7 protein-coding genes, 1 tRNA gene and 1 pseudogene are annotated in these 18692 nt (G+C 71.6%); 4 read left to right on the top strand and 5 right to left on the bottom strand.

The annotated features are described in order from the left end of the window. A partial coding sequence (locus AB0B50_RS07045; protein ID WP_362326764.1) for a condensation domain-containing protein occupies positions 1–2009 on the bottom strand: 2009 nt, incomplete at its 3' end. Between the two features lie 15 nt (positions 2010–2024). Beyond that, a complete protein-coding gene (locus AB0B50_RS07040) occupies positions 2025–10571 on the bottom strand; it encodes an SDR family NAD(P)-dependent oxidoreductase (protein WP_362326761.1) in 8547 nt (2848 codons plus the stop codon). 607 nt (positions 10572–11178) lie between these two features. Here AB0B50_RS07040 and AB0B50_RS07035 point away from each other — a divergent pair. After that, on the top strand, positions 11179–11937 hold the full coding sequence (locus AB0B50_RS07035) for a 3-hydroxyacyl-CoA dehydrogenase (RefSeq protein WP_362326758.1): 759 nt from the start codon (positions 11179–11181) through the stop codon (positions 11935–11937). Between the two features lie 268 nt (positions 11938–12205). After that, complete coding sequence (locus AB0B50_RS07030) at positions 12206–13417, top strand: acyltransferase (protein ID WP_362326755.1); 1212 nt, start codon at positions 12206–12208, stop codon at positions 13415–13417. 62 nt (positions 13418–13479) lie between these two features. On the opposite strand, the gene AB0B50_RS07025 is transcribed toward AB0B50_RS07030, so the two are convergent. After that, a tRNA-Pro gene (locus AB0B50_RS07025) sits at positions 13480–13553 on the bottom strand. Positions 13554–13663: 110 nt separating this feature from the next. Between AB0B50_RS07025 and AB0B50_RS07020 the strand changes: the two genes are divergently transcribed. Continuing rightward, positions 13664–14194, top strand: coding sequence for a DUF309 domain-containing protein (locus tag AB0B50_RS07020; protein ID WP_362326752.1), 531 nt, complete (start codon positions 13664–13666; stop codon positions 14192–14194). A 149-nt stretch (positions 14195–14343) separates the two neighbouring features. Then, a complete protein-coding gene (locus tag AB0B50_RS07015; RefSeq protein ID WP_362326907.1) occupies positions 14344–16329 on the top strand; it encodes an MFS transporter in 1986 nt (661 codons plus the stop codon). Between the two features lie 18 nt (positions 16330–16347). On the opposite strand, the pseudogene AB0B50_RS07010 reads toward AB0B50_RS07015, so the two are convergent. Next, a pseudogene (locus AB0B50_RS07010) lies at positions 16348–17101 on the bottom strand (sulfite exporter TauE/SafE family protein). Positions 17102–17144: 43 nt separating this feature from the next. Continuing rightward, positions 17145–18662 carry a long-chain fatty acid--CoA ligase gene (locus AB0B50_RS07005; RefSeq protein ID WP_362326749.1) on the bottom strand — a complete coding sequence of 506 codons (1518 nt, stop codon included), beginning with the start codon at positions 18660–18662 and terminating at the stop codon, positions 17145–17147. Between the last annotated feature and the right edge of the window lie 30 nt (positions 18663–18692).

The raw sequence follows: 18692 nt of genomic DNA, 5'->3' as shown, positions 1-18692 counted from the left end.
AGGTCGGCAGGCCCGGAGCCCCTCTCGGCCCGGTCCAGATCTTCGGAAGGCAGCTCGGCCCACGCAGCGGCGTCCGCCCGCACGTCCACCACCGGTATGGCGGCCGTGTCCAGCCCGTCCGGGATCGCCCCGTCGACGAGCAGCACCTGAGGCGCGCTGTCGCTCAGCACGTGCGCGAGTCGCTCGGCGGGCGCGGCCGGGTCCATCGGGACATAGCCGCCGCCCGCCTTCAGGACGGCAAGGACGCTCACGACGATGTGCTCGCTGCGCGGCAGGCACAGCGCCACCAACGTCTCGCGGCCGACGCCGAGTTCGCGCAGATGGCGTGCCAAGCGGTTGGCACGGGCGTTCAGCTCGCCGTACGACAGCGCACGACCCTCGAACTCCACCGCCACCGCGTCCGGCGAACCCGCCACCACGCCCTCGAACCACTCATGCACACACCGCTCCTCCGCCACCAGATCGGACGGAGCCTCGTTCCACTCCTCCACCACACGCCGACGCTCGGCCTGCGGAAGCTCGGTGAGCCGGGAGATCCTCTCCCCCGGCTCGGCGGCGAGGGAGGCGAGCAGGTTGGTGTAGTGACGCACGAAGCGCCGGATGGTCTCGGCGTCGAACAGGTCGGTGTTGTACTCGATGAAGCCGGCGAGCCCGTCCGGGGTCTCGCGCAGGTCGAGGGTGACGTCGAACTTGGTGGCCTGAACGTCGAACTCGACCGGGAGGACCTCCAGTTCGCCCAGCTTGGCCTCCTCGGCGGTCTGCGCCTCCTGGAGCACGAACATGTTCTGGAAGACCGGTGAGTGACTGAGGCTGCGCTCCAGGCGCAGGGCGTCCACCACGGCTTCGAAGGGCACGTCCTGGTTCTCGTACGCCTCCAGGGCCCGCTGCTTCACCTGGGCGAGGAGCGCGGGGAAGGTCGGGTCGCCGGACAGATCGGTGCGCAGCACCAGGGTGTTGGCGAAGTAGCCGATGAGTCCCTCGAACTCGGCTCGGCCGCGGTTCGCCACCACCGTGCCGACGGCGACGTCGGTCTGCTGCGTGTAGCGGTGCAGCAGGGCGGAGTAGGCGGCGAACAGCGTCATGTACAGCGTGGCGTCGTTGCGGGCGCCGATCTCCCGCAGCGTGTCGAGGAGTTCGGCCGGACAGAGGAAGGTCTCGCGTGCGCCGTTGTACGTCTTGACCGGCGGCCGCTCACGGTCCGTGGGCAGGGACAGACGCGGATCGACTCCGGCGAGCCGCTCGCGCCAGTACGCGACCTGCGGCTCCCGCACCCCGTCGTCGAGCCACTCGCGCTGCCAGTTCGCGTAGTCCGGGTACTGGATCGGCAGCGGCTCCAGCGGCGAGGGACGGCCCGCGCACAGCGCCTCGTAGAGGGCGACGAGGTCGCGGTAGAGGACGCCGATCGACCAGCCGTCGGAGACGCCGTGGTGCATCGTCACCAGCAGGACGTGCTCCTGGTCGGACCGGCGCAGCAGCCGGGCCCTGATCAGCGTGTCGTGCTCCAGGTCGAAGGGGGCTGCGGCCTCCTGCGCGCATATGCGGGGCAGTTCGGCGGGGTCGGTGAGCTCCTCCTGCCGGACCTCGAAGTCCGCGCCGTCGCCGACGTGTTGGTACGGGACGCCGTCGCGGTCCACGAAGCGGGTGCGCAGGGCCTCGTGCCGCCGCACCACCTCGCGCAGCGCGCCCACGAGGGCGGGGCGGTCGAGGTGCCCGCGCAGCCGCACCGCCATCGGGATGTTGTACGCCGAGCCCGCTCCGTCCAACTGGGTGAGGAACCACAGGCGTTGCTGGGTGAAGGAGAGCGGCACGGGCTCGTCCGGGCGGCGCGTCGGCAGCGGGACGGCACCGGACGCGGAGAGATCGCGTACGAGATCGCGTACGAGGTCACGTACGGAGAGGTCGACGCCCTGCTTCTCCAGCAGCGTCATCAGGGCGCGCCGCCGCTTGGGCGGCAGCGATCGGATCCTGTGCACGAGATCCTGCACGCCCGGCTCATTGATGATGGTCATCGTCGTCCTGTCTGCTTACTTCGCGATGTCCAGTGCGTCGAGCTCCGCGTCGCTCATGGCTTCGACGAGGGCGATGCCCTCGAGAATCGCCTTCACGTCGAGGGCTCCGATGGATCCGACGGGGGTACGGCGCTCCAGCTCGGCGGCCATGTCGGCCAGGCGCGGCGCTTCGAAGAGCGCCTGGACGGGGAGCTCCGCTCCGGTCCGCCGCTTGAGCAGGTTGATCAGCCGCGTCGCGAGCAGCGAATTGCCGCCCAGGGAAAGGAAGTTGCTGGTCGGCCCGAGGTCTCCGGCGTCGATGCCGAGGAGCTCCGACCAGGCGTCGAGCAGGGTCTGCTCGGCGTCGGTGAGGGCCGTGTCCTGCTGCCGCGTGGAGCGGTCGGTGGCGGCGCTTGCGGCGCTGTCGGGTGACGCCGCTCCACGAGCCGCGTCGGCCCGTACGGCAGCCGCGGCTCCCGGCCTGCGCCCGACCCAGTACTGCCCCGGCACGAAGGCCGTCGGCGGAAGCGGCGCCAGACGGCGGCGCCCGTCGTGCAGTCCGCCCCACGGCACGGCCGCCCCGCGCACCCACAGCTCGGCGAGGTGCTCCAGCGCGCGGTCCGCGACGAGCCCCGCGAGGAACGCCTCGCCCCGGGCGCCGGAGAGGACCGTGCCCAGCGGGCCCGCGTCCTCCTCGGCGTTGCCGTGGTGGACCGGAACGGGAGCGAGCGTGTCGCCCGTCTTGCCTGCGCCGTCCGCGAGGTACCGGTCGAGGCCCTGCTTCAGCTCCTCCGCGGAGCTCGCCACCACGGCGAGCCGCTCGGGCATCGGTTCACGGCCCACCTGCGAGGTGTACGCGATGTCGGCGAGGCTCGCGGACGCGTCTCCGTCCAGGAACGCGCTCAGCCGCTGTGCCGCCGTCCGCAGCCGCTCGGGCGTGCCCGCGGACACCACCACCAGCTGGGCTCCCGCGTCCCGTGCGGCGTCCGTGGCCTCCTGCGCGGTCGGCGGCGCCTCGACGACCAGGCTTACGTGACTGCCGCCCGCGGCCACGGAGTTGATGAGCGCGCGGCGGGGCGACGGCGCACCGTCCGCGTCCGCGGTGCCGCGCGGCCGCCACTCCGCAAGCTCCTCGCACAGACTCAGCGGGGTGCCGTCGAAGTCCAGGTTGGGGTTCGGGTCGCCCGCCGCCGCCAGGGGCGCGAGCTCCCCGTGCCGGAGCTGGAGGACGACCTTGGTCAGCTGGGCGATGCCGGAGGCGGCCTCGGGGTGGCCGAGGTTCGACTTCACGGTGCCGAGTGCCACCGGCTCGGCCACCCCGTCGAACACCTCGCGCAGCGCGCGGAACTCGACCTCGTCGGAGAACGCCGTTCCGTTGGCCGCGGCCTCGACGTACCCGATGGAGTCCGCCGCGACACCGGCCCGCTCCAGGGCCCGCCGCATGACCTTCACCTGCGTCCTGCGGCTCGGCGTCATGAAGCCGTTGGCCCGGCCGCCGTGCATGGAGGCCGTGCCCTTGATGACGGCGTGGATCGGGTCCCCGTCGCGCACCGCCGCGTCCAGCGACTTGAGCAGGACGGCACCGACGGCCTCGGCTGGCAGATAGCCGTCCCCGTCGCGGAAGCTGCGGCTGCCGGGGCCGCTGCCGAGCAGCTGCAACTCGGCGAGGGCCACGTACTTGTCCGGGTGGACCGTGAGGTTGATGCCGCCGGCGACCGCCAGTTCGGCCTCGCCCCGCAGCACGTCCGCGCAGGCCAGGTGGATGGCCATGGCCGACGACGCGCACATGCTGTCCACGGCGAGGCTCGGCCCTTCGAGGCCGAAGAAGTGCGAGACGCGGTTGGCGATCATGTTGTACGAGGCCGCGGAGGTCAGCGCCGCAAGGGCGGGGTCCTCCGACTCGTCGGCGCGGTACAGGTGGTAGGCCGCGCCGACGTAGACGCCGACGCGCCGCCCGTAGCGCCGCTCGATGACCTCCTGGGTCACGCCGCTCTGCTCCAGGAGCTGCCAGACGGTCTCCAGGAAGAGCCGCTGCTGCGGGTCGAGGGCCGCGGCCTCGCGCGGCGAGATGCCGAAGAGCAGCGGGTCGAACCGGTCGACGCCGTCGAGGAAGCCGCCCCACTTGCCGGGCCGCGCCCGGCTCTCGTCGAGGCCGCCGAAGAGGGCCTCGTGGTCCCAGCGGTCGGCCGGCACCTCGGTGACGCCGTCCTTGCCACCGCGGAGGTTCGCCCACAGCGAGCCGAGGTCGCCGGCCTGCGGGTAGCGCCCGCTGATGCCGATGATCGCGACGTCCTTGGCGGGGGCGGGTTCCTTGACGGGAGCGGGTTCCTTGACGGAGGCCGCGGCGACCCCGGCAGGGACAGCAGCGCGGTCACGTACCTCGATACGGACGTCGGCGGCCGCGGGGGCGGGCGCTTCCGGGGCCTTCGATGCCTCCGGCGCGGGTGCCGCGACGGCGGGACGTGCCGGTTCGCCGAGCAGCGTGCGCAGCGCCTGCGGGTGGTCGGTGATGAAGTACCGGGCCAGGTCGCGGATGGTCTCGACCTCGAAGAGCAGAGTCCGGGACAGCCGCCCGAACGACTCCTCCAGGCCGGAGATAACGCCCACCGCGATGACCGAGTCCATGCCGTACCGCTCCAACGGCGCGTCGACGGCGATGCGTTCGGGACCGAGCTTGAGCGACGCCGCAAGCACGCGGCGCAGGTGGGCCACCGCCTTGTCCTCCAGGGCCGCGTCCTCGTCGGGCGTACCGGAGGGGGCGGCGACGGCGGAAGAGGCGGGCACGGCCTCGGGTGCGTTCTCCACCGGCCGCGGCTCCGCTTCGTCGCCGATGAGCCGGGACAGCACCCCGTCACGCTCCCCCACGACGACGATCAGCCTGCCGTCGGCGAGACCGTTCTCCGCGGGGGCCAGCGCGCACCGCAGCGCCGTGAGGCCGCGGGCGGTGTCCAGGGGGGCCAGGCCGACGCCGCGCAGGTTCTCGCGCACGGCGCCGCCTCCCATGCCGCCCTCCTCCCAGAGCGGCCAGCCGATGGACACGGTCCTGCCGTGGCGCGCGCCCGCGTCGGCAAGGCGGTTGCGATAGGCGGCGTACGCGTCCATGAACGCGTTGCCCGCGGCGTAGTCGGCCTGCCCGGCGTTGCCGAAGGCCCCGGCGATGGACGAGAAGCACAGGAAGACGTCCAGCGGCTGGTCCCCGCTGAGCTCGTCCAGGTTCACCAGGCCCGTGACCTTGGGCGCAAGGACCCGCGCCAGCTCCTCCTCGCTCTTGCGCAGGAGGTAGCCGTCCTCGACGACGCCCGCGCTGTGCACGATGCCCGTCAACGGCCCGTGGTTGTCCGCCACATGGGACAGCACACGGGCGACCGCGCCGCGGTCGGCGACGTCGGCGCGCTGGTAGTCGACGGTGAGGCCCGCCGCGCGCAGGGCGTTCAGCGCGCCGCGCTGCTCCTCGCCCAGCGGCGAACGACCGGTGAGCACCACGGTGGCGTGCCCGACGGACGCGGCGATCTCGTGCGCCACGATCCGGCCGAGGCCGCCGACGCCGCCGGTGATCAGGTAGACGCCGTTCTCCCGCCAGGGCGCGGCCGCGCTCGTCGCGGAGCGGATCTCCACCTGTCGTACCAGCAGGCGGCGCCCGTCGCGGTGGCGCACCTCGGGCTCGGGGTCGGGCACGGCTTCCGCGGCCAGACGGGCGGCGACGGTGGCCGGTGCCGCTCCGTCCAGGCACTCGACGTACTGCGTGTGCAGAAGGGGGTTCTCCTGGTGGGCCGTGCGCAGCAGCCCCGCGATGCCGCCGAAGCAGGCAAGGCGCTCCCGTTCGGCGTCCGTGCCCGCGGTGCCGACCAGGGCGACCTGCAGCAGCACCGGCCGCCGCACACCGCCCTGGAGGATCGTGCGGGCCAGCGTGAACACGCGCGCTGCGGCCAGGGCGTACTGCCCGTCCAGCGCGTCTTCCGTGAGGTCCACGAAGTGGTGCGCCGTACCGGCGGGCAGCAGGGACCGCAGGGCGTCGCGCTCCCCTTCCCCGAGGCTGCCGATCACGACGACGTGCCGCTCGCCGAACTCCGTGTCGGTGGCGCCCTGTTCACGGACAGCTCCCCGCTCGACCCACTCGGGGCGCAGCAGCACCATCTCGCCCTGCACGTCGCCTCCGACCGGTCCGCTCTCCACGTGTACGTCTCCTCCGACCCGGCCGCTCCGCACGTGCCCCGCGGCCTGCCGTCCGTCCGGCGCTCCACCCGGCTCCGGGTCGAACCAGCACCGGTCGCGGGCGAAGGGGTATCCGGGCAGGCTGACGCGCCGGGGAGAGGGGGTCGAGCGGTGCAGCGTCTCCCAGCGCACCGCGGCTCCCCGCACCCACAGGCGCAGCAGCTCGCCGGACTCCTCCCGGTCCATCCAGTCCGACACCGCGCCCCGCAGCGCGCTGTCACCGGAGTCGTCGGGCCGGTCCCCGAGGCGTACGGTGCCTCGCGCCCACGCACCCGGGCTCCCGGGCGCGGCGACGAACGCGTCGAGCAGCGCACCGGCCTCGTCGAGAGAGGTCGCCGCGAAGGCCAGGCGCTCGTCCAGCGCCATGCGGCCCGTCTGCAGGGTCCACGCGACGTCCTGAAGCGTGCCGTCGGCGAGCTCGGTCAGACGCGTGCGCAACTGCCGTGCCTGCTGGAGGAGTTGGTCCTCGGTCTGCGCGGAGAGCACGAGCAGCGCGGGGCGTGCGGGCGCCGCCCGGCGCGGGGTCTGCGGCACGTACTCGGCGACGACGACATGGGCGTTGGAGCCGCCCGCACCGAAGCCGGACACCCCGGCGATCCTCGGGAGCGTCCGCGGCTTGCCGTCGACCACCGTGGTGGGCCGGTGCCACGGCTCCAGGTGCCGCTGCACCCGCATCGGGGTGCTGTCGAAGTCGATGCGGCGGTTGAGGGTGTCGGAGTGCAGGCTGGGCACCAGTTCGCCGTGCCGCATCTGCAGGAGCACCTTGGTGAGCCCCGCGATGCCGGCCGCGCTCTCGCAGTGTCCGATGTTGGACTTGACCGAGCCGATCGCGCAGTGGTCCGGCAGGACGCCGTGCGCCTCGAACGCCTTGTTCAGGCCGACGACTTCAAGGGGGTCGCCCAGGGCCGTTCCGGTGCCGTGCGCCTCCAGATAGCCGAGCGAGCGTGTGTCGACGCCGGATGCGGTGAGCGCCTCCGCGATGACCGCGCCCTGCGCCGACGGGGAGGGCACCGAGTAGCCGGAGGTCCGGCCGCCGTGGTTGAGGGCGGTCGCCTTGATCACACCGTGGATGTGGTCACCGTCGGCGACAGCCCGGTCCAGGGGCTTGAGCAGCACGGCGCCGACGCCCTCGCCGGGCACATAGCCGTCGCCGCCCTCGCCGAAGCTGCGGCACCGGCCGTCGCTGGAGAGGAACCTGCGCTGACTGAGCATCAGGAACTTGTTGGGGTGGGAGTGGAGGTTCACACCGCCGGCGAGCGCCGTCTCGCACTGGCCGCTCCTGATGGCCTCGCAGGCCAGGTGGATGGCGGTCAGGGACGACGAGCACATGGTGTCGACGGTCATGCTCGGTCCGGTGAAGTCGTAGAAGTACGACACCCGGTTGGCGACGCTCGACGCGCTGCCCGACAGCGCGGCCTGCTGTCCGCGCTCCTGCGCCTGCGCGCCGTGGAGCTGGTACTCCTGGTACATCACGCCGACGAACACGCCGACCTTGCCGGCCGGTCCCGCCGCGTATCCGGCGTCCTCCAGCGTGTGGTGGGCGCACTGGAGGAAGAGCCGCTCCTGCGGGTCGAGCAGCTCGGCCTCGTGCAGCGAGATCTGGAAGAACAGCGGGTCGAACCGGTCGATCCCGTCGAGGAATCCGCCCCACTTGCCGGAGGAGGAGCCCTCGGCCGCGACGTTGCCGCGGTGGTCCCAGCGCTCCGCAGGCACCTCGGTGATGCAGTCGCGGCCGGAGCGGAGGTTCTGCCAGAAGGCGTCCAGGTCCGGCGCCTGCGGGTAGCGTCCACTGACCCCGATGATCGCGATGTCGGTCGCGGCCCTCGGCGCGGGCTCGGCCAGGAGCGTGGGCTCGGCCAGGAGCGTGGGCTCGGCCAGGAGCGTGGGCTCGGCCCGCGGCACGACGTCCGCGGGGTGCGCGGCCGCCGTGGCGGGCGAGGCCGCCGTGGCGGGCGAGGCCGCCGTGGCGGGCGAGGCCGCCGTGGCGCGTGGCGCCTCCGCCATGACCCGCGTGCACAGTCCGGTCACGTCCGCGCACACCCGGCCGAACTCGTCGAACACGGTCACGTCGAGCCGCGCCGTCGCGGATTCGGGATCGCTGCCCGCCTGGTGCCGCACCCAGGCGTACGTCACGGCGGGCGTGGCGGTGACGGCCTCCACGTGATCCAGGGCGAACGGCAGCGCGGGGCGAGCCTGTTGACTGTCGGCCCGGCGCGGCGCGAGGCGCAGTCCGACGGTGGCCTGCAGGGCTCCGTCGATGACGCTCGGGTGCAGAAGGCAGTCGTCCAGGGCCGGCGCCGCCGAGGGAATCCGCAGCTCGGCGAGGACCTGGGGCCGCCCGGCGTCGTCGGTGCCGAGGCCCAGCTCCACCAGGGACCGCTGGGCCGGCCCGTAGTCCATGCCGACCGAGGCGTACAGGTCGTAGACATCGGCGGCGGGAACCGTCCGCTCGGCGCAGCGCGCACGCAGGTCGTCGAGGCGCGGCAGGCTCCGCCCACCGGTGGCCACCAGGCTCGCCCGGCCCTGACTGAGCGGCGTGGCCTCGCCGTCCGCGCCGACGCCGTTGATGGTGTACCCCCAGCCGCCCCCGACCAACTCCCTTACATCGAGGCGCAGTTCGAGGCCGTCCGGCCCGCTGACCGCCGGTCGCAGCCACACCACGTCGTCCAGACGTACGGTGCCGGTGCGCCCCTCACCCAGGGTGCGGGTGACCGCCGCGCGCGCCATCTCCAGCTGCGCGACGGCGGGGAGGATGCGGTCACCGCGCACCTGGTGGTCGCGCAGGAACGGCTCGTCGCCGTCGAAACGGGCCCGGTAGGCGGTGCCGTCGCCGACGGGCACGGTTTCGTGCAGCAGGGAGTGCAGGCGCGCCGGAGCCTCCTCGGCGGGAGTGACCTGCGGGAGTTCCCGCCGAGCCCCGCCGAGCTCCGCCGCGAGGTCCCGTACGGTCCGGTGCGCCGGGAAAGCGGCAGGGGTGAGCGGCACCCCGAAGCGGTCGGCGAGCCGGGCGGTCAGTCGGCCGATGCCGGTCATGTCGAGGCCGAACTCGGCGAACTCGGCGTCCGGGTCGACCTCCGCGGCCGGCACACCCAGCTGCGCGGCGATCTCGCCGGTCAGGGCGGCGAGGGTCGCCGGCTCGGCCGCACGCACCCCGGTAGGCCGGACCCCCGCAGGCCGCTCCGCGGCGGCCGCACCCGTCACCTCCGTGGCGCCCTCCCGCAGCCCGGCCGCCACCTCGGCGATCGACCGGTACTCGAACATGACCGTCGGCGAGAGCTGCCGGGCCAGCCGGTCCTCCAGCTCGGGCACCAGGGAGACCAGGTCCGCCGAGGCAAGTCCCAGCTCGTAGAAGCTTCCGTTGACGTCGACCCGCGGCGCGGGCACACCGAGGCGCGCCCCGACCAACTCCCGCAGCACGGACCCGACATCGTGCCCCGCGGCGGGCGCGGCGGCTGCCGCCGGGCGGCCGGTGTCCGCCGCGGCGGAGCTGGCCGCACCGGTGGCCGCGGCGCCGGAAGCCGGCTCGCCCCGCACGTCCAGCGCCGTCACGGCCCGCACCCGCTTGGCCGAGAGCCGGCCGATCTCTGCGACCTTCGCCCCGTACTCGTCGTAGAACTCCACGGCCAGGCGGATGAGTTCGTCGTCCCTACCCATCGAGTCGGCGGGGACCCTGACGAAGCAGCGCCTGCCCAGCGGCGCGGCCGCCCGGAACGACTCCAGGACCAGAGGCAGATAGAGCCCTTCGGCGGCCTCGCCCTCGTGCAGCATGTGGCTGCCCACGCTGCCGCCGAGCAACCCTCCCTCGAACAGCGCCGGATGGAAGAGGAAACCGTCCGCGGTGACGTGGTGGGCGGGGTCGAGTTCCACCTCCGCGATCCAGTCCCCGCCGCGGTGGTGCACGGCGCCCCTGATCCTCATCAGCCCCGAGTGGACCAGTTCGCGCCCGCGCAACCAGCTGTAGATGTCGGAGAGTTGAGTGACCCGGTCGGCTCCGGCGAGCGGCAGCGAAAGCCGCTCGTCGAAGGCGGAGCGAGTGCGCCGGTCCACCGACACCACCGCGTGCAGGACGTCCGTGGCGTCCTGGCTGCGGCGGCTGCGCACCTCGACGCGCAGCCCTCCCGCGGGTGCGGGCCGACCGGTCACGGTGGTCCTGACCTCCTCACCCGGCGCCGCGACCAGCGGGGCCAGGATGGTGAGGTTCCGCAGTTCGACCTCGGGCATGGGGTGACCGTGCCGGGCGAGGACCTGCAGCACGAGATCCACATAACCGACACCGGGCAGAAGATGACGCCCGTGCACGACGTGACCGTGCAGCAAAGGATTGTCGGAGGTGACGGTGAAAGTCTCGTCGAATGACGACACGTCGCTCATCGGTTTCCATTCCAGAACAGCATCGGACCAGCCCTTGGCACGGTCCTGGAACAATCACGGAACAACCGCGAAAGCATTCCCGAACCGTTGAGGGCACTTATTTCTCACGCATGCGCGAGCGGGCGCAGAAGGAATCTGGGCACGACACCATCAACCGGGTTCGGATATGAACGACGGGTTGCGTCCAGAGGACGTAATGGCGTCCGGAAGGCATGATGCCTCGACGGCACAGAAGAAACGAATGACGCCTCTACCATGCAGAACGCAGGAAAATAGGCCTGCTACGACAGCATGAAATTTATGCTGTCGCAAACATGGGAAGCAAAGTAAAAGTTTCCACAAAATCCCCCGTTACAGTACTGAAACTGCAAATTTGCACAGCCGCCAGGACTTCCACGTAGGGACTCGCTCCGCATTCGTTCATCCATAGGGCTGGGGATGACGCTACCCCCTCGGGAGCAACCCGATCAATAAGCAGAGTGTGATGATCCATTCCAGCCACGGAACGGAGCGTGACATCCCCTCGGACACCCTTGACCCTCATCGGCACAAGATAGGATCACGCCCCTTCTGGGCACATCGGAACATCGCAGAACAGGAGCACAGGGTGCGAATCGAAGGAAGTGTCGCGCTGGTCACCGGGGGGACGTCGGGCCTCGGCCTCGCGACGGCACGCGAGCTGCGCGACCGTGGCGCGTCCGTGGTGGTCCTCGGCCGTTCCGCACGGGGCAAGGAGATCGCCGCGGAGCTGGGCGACCGCGTCGCGTTCGCCCAGGGGGACGTGACCAGTGAGGAGGACGTCACCGCTGCCGTCGACCTCGCATCGGACCTCGGCCCCCTCCGGATAGCCGTCAACTGCGCGGGGATCGGCAACGCGTTCAGGACCGTCGGCAAGAACGGCCCGTTCCCCCTGGACGCCTTCAGCAAGGTCGTCCAGGTCAACCTGATCGGCACCTTCAACGTCGCCCGGCTCGCCGCCACCCGCATGGCGCGGTCCGAGGAGGACGGCGAGGAGCGCGGAGTGATCATCAACACCTCGTCGGCCGCCGCCTTCGACGGCCAGATCGGGCAGGCCGCCTACGCGGCGTCCAAGGCCGGCATCGCGGGCATGACCCTGCCGCTCGCCCGCGACCTCGCGCAGGAGCGGATCCGCGTCGTCACGATCGCCCCTGGCTTGTTCCGTACGCCGATGTTCGACGTCCTCCCCGATTCCGCCATCGAGGCGCTCGGCCGCCAGGTGCCACATCCAGCCAGGCTCGGCCACCCCGAGGAGTTCGCCGCGTTCGCCGCGCACGTCGTGGAGAATCCCATGCTCAACGGCGAGACGGTGCGCCTGGACGGCGCCATCAGAATGGCGCCCAGGTAAGGGAGTCGAAGGGCCTCGGACCGCACCACGACGGATCGACAAGAGCAGTTTTCGGCCAGAAATCCTGAACTGATCGCACTGGATGGCCGATTCGGCACTTCCCTTCGTGTCCTGCCGTCCATTTTGATGATCGCCAGCTGTCGGCATCCATCTGCCTGCCGCCCCTCTGGGCGTGCGGGGTACCGCGGCGCTCCCAACCGGCCAGCCCACACCTGCACTTGGGCGCCGCCCCTGTTTCGATCACCTCACACCCTGGAGGCAAGGACTCATGTCCGGCATGCCCTCTTCCGGCCGTCTGCCATCGCCCGCTTCCGGTCGTCTGCCGTCGCTGACAAGCCTGCGCTTCATCCTCGCCTGTCCCGTGATCTGGTACCACATGACCTTCTCCTCGGGACTCTTCGACGGCTCCCTGCACGACGCGCTCGGCACCGTCTTTCCGTTCGCCACGGGCGCGGTCACCGGCTTCTTCGTCCTGTCCGGCTTCGTACTCGCCTGGGTGCACCGGCCGGACGACCGGCCGCGCGCCTTCATGCGGCGCCGGCTGTGGAAGATCCTCCCGAACCATCTGCTCGGCTGGACCGCGGCGTTGGTGTTCTTCGCCGTCACCGTCGCCCAGGTCCCCGTCGTCGCTCCGCCCGGCAACGACACGACGTCCGCCCTCACCAACCTCTTCCTGGTGCAGAGCTGGGTGCCGGACGCGGACGTGTTCGGGGGCTTCAACACCCCGGCGTGGTCGATCTCCTGCGAGCTGTTCTTTTACGCCCTTTTCCCCGCGCTGATCGTCCTGGCCCGCAAGATCCCCGCCGAGCGGCTGCGCCGCGTGTGGCTGGGCCTCGCCGCCGCGATCCTCCTCATGCCGCTGGTGTCCACGTTCGTCCCGGGCCCGAAGCCGTTCGACTGGTTCCCCATCAACGAGCGCAGCATGTGGTTCATCTACAACTTCCCGCCCGTGCGGCTCCTCGAGTTCGTCCTCGGCATCGTCACCGCCCGCATGCTCCAGACCGGCACCTGGCCCCGCGTCAGCCGGTGGGCGATCACCGGTGGGTTCGTGGTGTTCGTCCTCGCGCTGCCGGCGCTCCCCCCGCAGTACGTGTTCGCCACCGCGATGGCGCCGATGCTCGCCGCGCTCATCGCCAAGATCGCCCTCAGCGATCTGGAGGGCCGCTCACAGTTCCTGCCCCGCCCGGCCCTGATCACCCTGGGCGATGCCTCGTACGCCCTCTACATCACCCACTTCCCCCTGATGATGGCCGTCCGCCATGCCATCGGCCCCGACCCCGACCTGTCGACGGGGGCCCGCTTCGCGGTCGTCGCCGGGATGATCGTGGTGTCCGTGGGGCTGTCCCTGCTCATCCACCGGTACTTCGAGCTCCCCCTGATGCGCCGCTATTCCAAGGGCCCCGGCGACAAGCAGCCCTCGCCGCGCCCCGAGGCCACGGACGACCGGCAGGATCCCGCCCCCGCGACGTCACGCGGCTGACAACACGGCAGAGGCCGTATCGGATTGCTCCGATACGGCCTCTACCTCACGACTTCGAAAAGTCGGGACGACAGGATTTGAACCTGCGACCCCTTGACCCCCAGTCAAGTGCGCTACCAAGCTGCGCCACGTCCCGTTGTGTTCGGCGCGGTGTGTTCCCGCGTGATCACAGGTAGAACTCTACCCCACTCTCCAGGGTGCTCCGTTCCACGGTGACCGTCGTCAGGCTCGCGCGACAATCGGCGTATGAGCACTGCACCTGGACCGTACTGCGCCGACCGCGAGCGGGATCGCGACGCGGAGGGGCGGGCCCGCAACCAGCGCCCGCGCGACGGACTCGGACGCCCCCTGCCGTACGGCGCGGAGGGAGTGGCCCGGCAGCCCGAGGGCGTCGTCCGTACCCCCGACGAGTCCGTCGCCGAGGCTCAGTCCCTGCTGGACGCCGGGCGGCCCTTCCACGCGCACGAGGTCTTCGAGGACGCGTGGAAGTCGGGGCCCGAGGCGGAGCGCGGCTTGTGGAAGGGCCTGGCCCAGCTCGCCGTCGGCCTCACGCACGCGGCCCGCGGCAACACCAGGGGCGGGGCACGGCTGCTGCTTCGCGGCGCCGGTGCTGTGACCGTCTGGACCACGCGGGCCGGACAGAAACAGCCGTACGGGATCGGCGTCCCCGAACTGGTCGCCTGGGCGGAGGCGTTGGCGGAGCGCCTGGAGCGCGAGGGCACCGCGGTGGACGCGGCGGCCCACGCGCCGCGCCTTCGCGGCGGCCCACCGGCCTAGAGGAGCAGGGTCACCGGACCGGCCTCGCCCCGCATGCACCGGCCACGCACCGGTGTGAGGGTGGCCGTGTGACCACCACCGCTCCCGCCGAGCCGCAGGCGCCCCCCGTCCTCGACCGGCGTCGCCGCAACGTCGTCTTCGTGACGATCATGCTGGGGATGCTGCTCGCCGCCCTCGACCAGACCATCGTGGGCACCGCGCTGCCGACGATCGTGTCGGATCTGGGCGGGGCGGAGCACATGTCATGGGTCGTCACGTCCTATCTGCTCGCGGAGACCGTCGCGACGGTGCTCGTCGGCAAGTTCGGTGACCTGTTCGGGCGAAAGATCGTCTTCCAGGTTTCGGCGGTCGTCTTCATCACCGGCTCGTTCCTGTGCGGCCTGTCCACGAACATGACGCTGCTCATCGCCTGGCGGGCGATGCAGGGCATCGGCGCGGGCGGCCTGATGGTGACGTCCATGGCGCTGATCGCCGACGTCATCCCGCTGCGCGAGCGCGGCAAGTACCAGGGTGCGATCGGCGCCGTGTTCGGCGTCTCCACCGTCATCGGGCCGCTGCTCGGCGGGCTCTTCACGGATCATCTGAGCTGGCGCTGGGCGTTCTACGTGAACGTACCCATCGCGATCGTCGTGGTCCTCGCGGCCGCGAGGACCATCCCCGTCGTGAAGTCGGCGGCGCGGCCCGTCATCGACTACCTGGGCATCGCGCTGGTCGCGGTCGGCGCGAGCGCGCTGATCCTGGCGACGAGTTGGGGCGGCAACCAGTACGCGTGGGGGTCGCCGACCATCATCGGGCTCTTCGTGGGCGGCCTGGTCGCGCTCGCGCTGTTCTGCGTCGTCGAGACGCGGGCGGCCGAACCGATGCTGCCGATGCGGCTCTTCGGCAATCCGGTCTTCACGGTCTGCTCGATCCTCAGCTTCATCGTGGGCTTCGCGATGCTCGGCGCGATGACGTTCCTGCCGACGTATCTGCAGTACGTCGACGGGGACTCGGCCACGATCTCGGGCGTGCGGACGCTGCCCATGGTGATCGGGCTGCTCATCGCCTCCATCTTCAGCGGCAACGTCGTCAGCAAGACCGGGACGTACCGGATCTTCCCGATCGTCGGTGCCCTGGTGATGGCGCTCGGCCTCTATCTGCTCTCGCTCATGGGGAGCGCCACGAGCGCCTGGCTGGAGTCGCTGTACATGTTCGTGCTCGGCACCGGCATCGGTCTGTGCATGCAGGTCCTGACGATCGCCGTGCAGAACACCGTGGCGTACGCGGATCTGGGCACCGCGACCTCGGGCGTCACCTTCTTCCGTACGCTGGGCAGTTCGTTCGGCACGGCCGTGTTCGGCACCATCTACGCCAACACGCTCACGCCGAACCTGAAGGACGGGGTCGCCGAGGCCGTGCGGGCCGGGGGCGGTGATCCGGCCGCGGTCGGCAAGGCGGCGCAGAGCCCGGAGGGGCTGCACGAACTGCCCGCCGCGGCCGCCGCGCCCATCGTCGAGGCGTATGCGGACACCCTGCACACGGTCTTCCTGTGGACCGTCCCCGTCGCGCTGCTCGGGTTCGTGGTGGCGCTCTTCCTCAAGCAGGTCGAGCTGCGCGACAGCGCGCGCATGGGCGCCCCGGACATGGGCGAGGGCTTCGCGCAGCCGACCAGCGGCGACTCGGGGCACCTGTTGGAGCGGGGCGTCGCCAACATCATCCGCAATGTCGGGATGAACACCGCGCGCGGCATCATCCGGGACTCCGAGACGCGGCTCGACATCGCGGGGGCCTGGGCGGTCATGCAGGTCGCCCTGTTCACCCGCATGGTCGGCTACGCCAGTCTCGGTGTGATCGCGGCGCGGCGCAGGATTCCGCCGGAGGTCCTGGTGCCCGTCTTCGACCGCATGGTCGAGGAGGGGTATCTGACCCGCGAGGGCTCGTACTTCTCGCACACGCCCGCCGGGGAGCGCGAGGCGGAGATCATCGCGAAGGCGTGGTCGGCGTGGCTGGGCGAGGAGATCCAGAAGGACATCGGCAGGCCGCCGGACAAGGAGCTCACCGCGGCGGTGGACGCGATCGCCAAGCGGCTGCTCGCCGAGGACCTGGAGCAGGGCCTCTCCCCGGAGACGGCGGGGGCCGCGGTCGGCGGCCGCTGAACCGCCGCCCAAGGACCTTCAGCGCAGCAGGAGTTGGAGGCCGCCCAGGACCGTCGCTCCGATCACGAGCTGCTCGAACAGGCGCTGGTCGATGCGGTTCACGGCCGCCTTGCCGAGCAGCGCGCCCGGGATCACGAAGAGTACGAGCGCCGCGTCGAGGAGCAGGGAACGGGCGTCGATCAGGCCGAGGCCCGCGCTGAACGGCACCTTCGAGGTGTTGACGATCAGGAAGAACCACGCGGGCGTGCCCAGGAACCCGAGCTTCCGGAAGCCCGCCGAGAGCAGGTACATCGACATGACCGGGCCGCCCGCGTTGGCGACCATGGTGGTGAAGCCGCCGAGGACGCCGTAGGAGCGGGCCTTGAGGCACCCGCCCCGTGAGGCGTCCTCCTCCGGTTCCGGGCCTCCGGCGGCTCTGCGGCGCGCGACCGTGACCCCGGCCATGAGCAGCAGGATCGCCCCGATCGACGTACGCACCACCGTGCCGTTTGCCCACATCAGGAACGCGGTGCCCGCCACCACTCCCCCGGCGACGGCGGGGAAGAGCCGCCAGAGGGTGGGCCAGTGGGCGTGGCGAGGTGAGCACGGCGAGGTCGTCACCGGCGATGAGGATCGGCAGCAGCACGCCGGTCGACGCTCGGGCCGGCAGGACGGCGGCGAACACCGCGAGGCTGATGGTGTTGGCCCCGCTGACGGCGGTCTTGGAGAAGCCGACGAGCATCGCCGCCGCGGCCGGCGCGGCGAACTGCGCCGCCGAGAGGTCCCACCCCATGGGGAGAATTCCTACGCGCCGTACCGACTACGCGCCCTCCCGCCTACGCGCCGTACCGGGTGCGCAGCTCCCGCTTGAGCACCTTCATGCTGGGGCCGAGCGGGAGTTCGTCGGTGAACTCCACGCGGCGCGGGTACTTGTGACGGCCCAGGTGCTCCTTGGACCAGGCGATGACCGCGTCCGCGTCGTCCGGTGCCGCGTCGGGCGCCGGGACGACGACGGCGCAGATCTCCTCGCCGTGCACGGCGTCGGGCAGACCGATCACGGCGGCCTGGGCGACGACCGGGTGGCGCATGAGTACCTCTTCGACCTCGCGCGGGTAGACGTTGAAGCCGCCGCGGATGATGACGTCCTTCTTGCGGTCGACGATGGTGAGGAATCCCTCGGCGTCCTTGGTGCCCAGGTCGCCGCTGCGGAACCAGCCGTCGACGAGGGCCTCGGCAGTCGCACCGGGGCGGCCCAGGTAGCCGGAGAAGACGTTGTGGCCGCGGATGACGACCTCGCCGAGCTCGCCGGTCGGCAGGAGTTCCACGCGGTCGTCCACGTCGGCGCGGGCGATCTCCACGTCGACGCCCCACAGCGGGTGGCCGATGCTGCCCGGCTTGGTGCCGAAGTCGGGCTGGTTGACGGAGGCGGCCGGGGAGGTCTCGGAGAGTCCGTAGCCCTCGTAAACGGGGGTGCCGAAGGCCTCCTCGAAGTGTTCGAGCACGGCGACGGGCAGCGAGGCGCCGCCCGAGATGCACAGACGCAGCTTCGGCAGTTCGGCCGCGGTGGCGGCGGCCGCGACGAGTCCGACGAACATGGTCGGCACGCCGTGGAAGGTGTTCGCCCCTTCCGCCACCATGAGTTCGACGGCGCGGGCCGCGTCGAAGCGGGGCAGCAGGACGAGCGTGGCACCCGCGCGCCAGGTGGAGTTCATGGAGACGGTCTGGCCGAAGGCGTGGAAGAGGGGCAGCGCGCCGAGGGCGACGTCGTCGGGGCGGACGTCGTTCGCGTCGAAGGCGTTGACGGTCGCGTTCATGACGAGGTTGAAGTGGCTGAGCACGGCGCCCTTGGGGACACCGGTGGTACCGCTGGTGTAGAAGACGACGGCAGGGTCGTCGGCGTCGCGTGTGACGTACGAGGCAAGGGGCTCGGTCTTCTCGGCCAGGGTCTCCAACTCGCCCTCGGCGCCGAGCCGCAGCATCCGTACGCCGGTGGCCTCGGCGGCGGCCGCGCCCGTCCGCGCCTGGGCCGGGTGGCAGAGGAGCAGCGTCGCTCCGCTGTCCCGCAGGACGTGCTCGACCTCCTCGGCGGAGAGCAGCAGGTGGACGGGGACGACGACGCCACCGGCGGCGAGGATCGCGTAGTAGGCCTTCGGGAACTCGGTGGTGTTGGGAGCCATCAGGGCCACGCGGTCCCCCGGCCGCACGCCGAACTCCGCGAGGGCCGCACCCTGGGCGCGGGCCTGGCGCCACAACTCCTTGAAGGTGAGCCGCAGTTCGCCCTCGACGAGTGCGGTGCGGTCCGGGTGGCGGCGGGCGGGCTCGGCGAGGACGGCGGCGAGGGACAGCGTTGCCATGAGGGGTGGTGCTCCGTTTCCGTGCGGCCT

Source organism: Streptomyces sp. NPDC041068 (assembly GCF_040647455.1).
Classification (GTDB): Bacteria; Actinomycetota; Actinomycetes; order Streptomycetales; family Streptomycetaceae; genus Streptomyces.
Note: the sequence above shows the minus strand (reverse complement) of the source record. Positions and strands in the feature narration are given on the sequence as shown.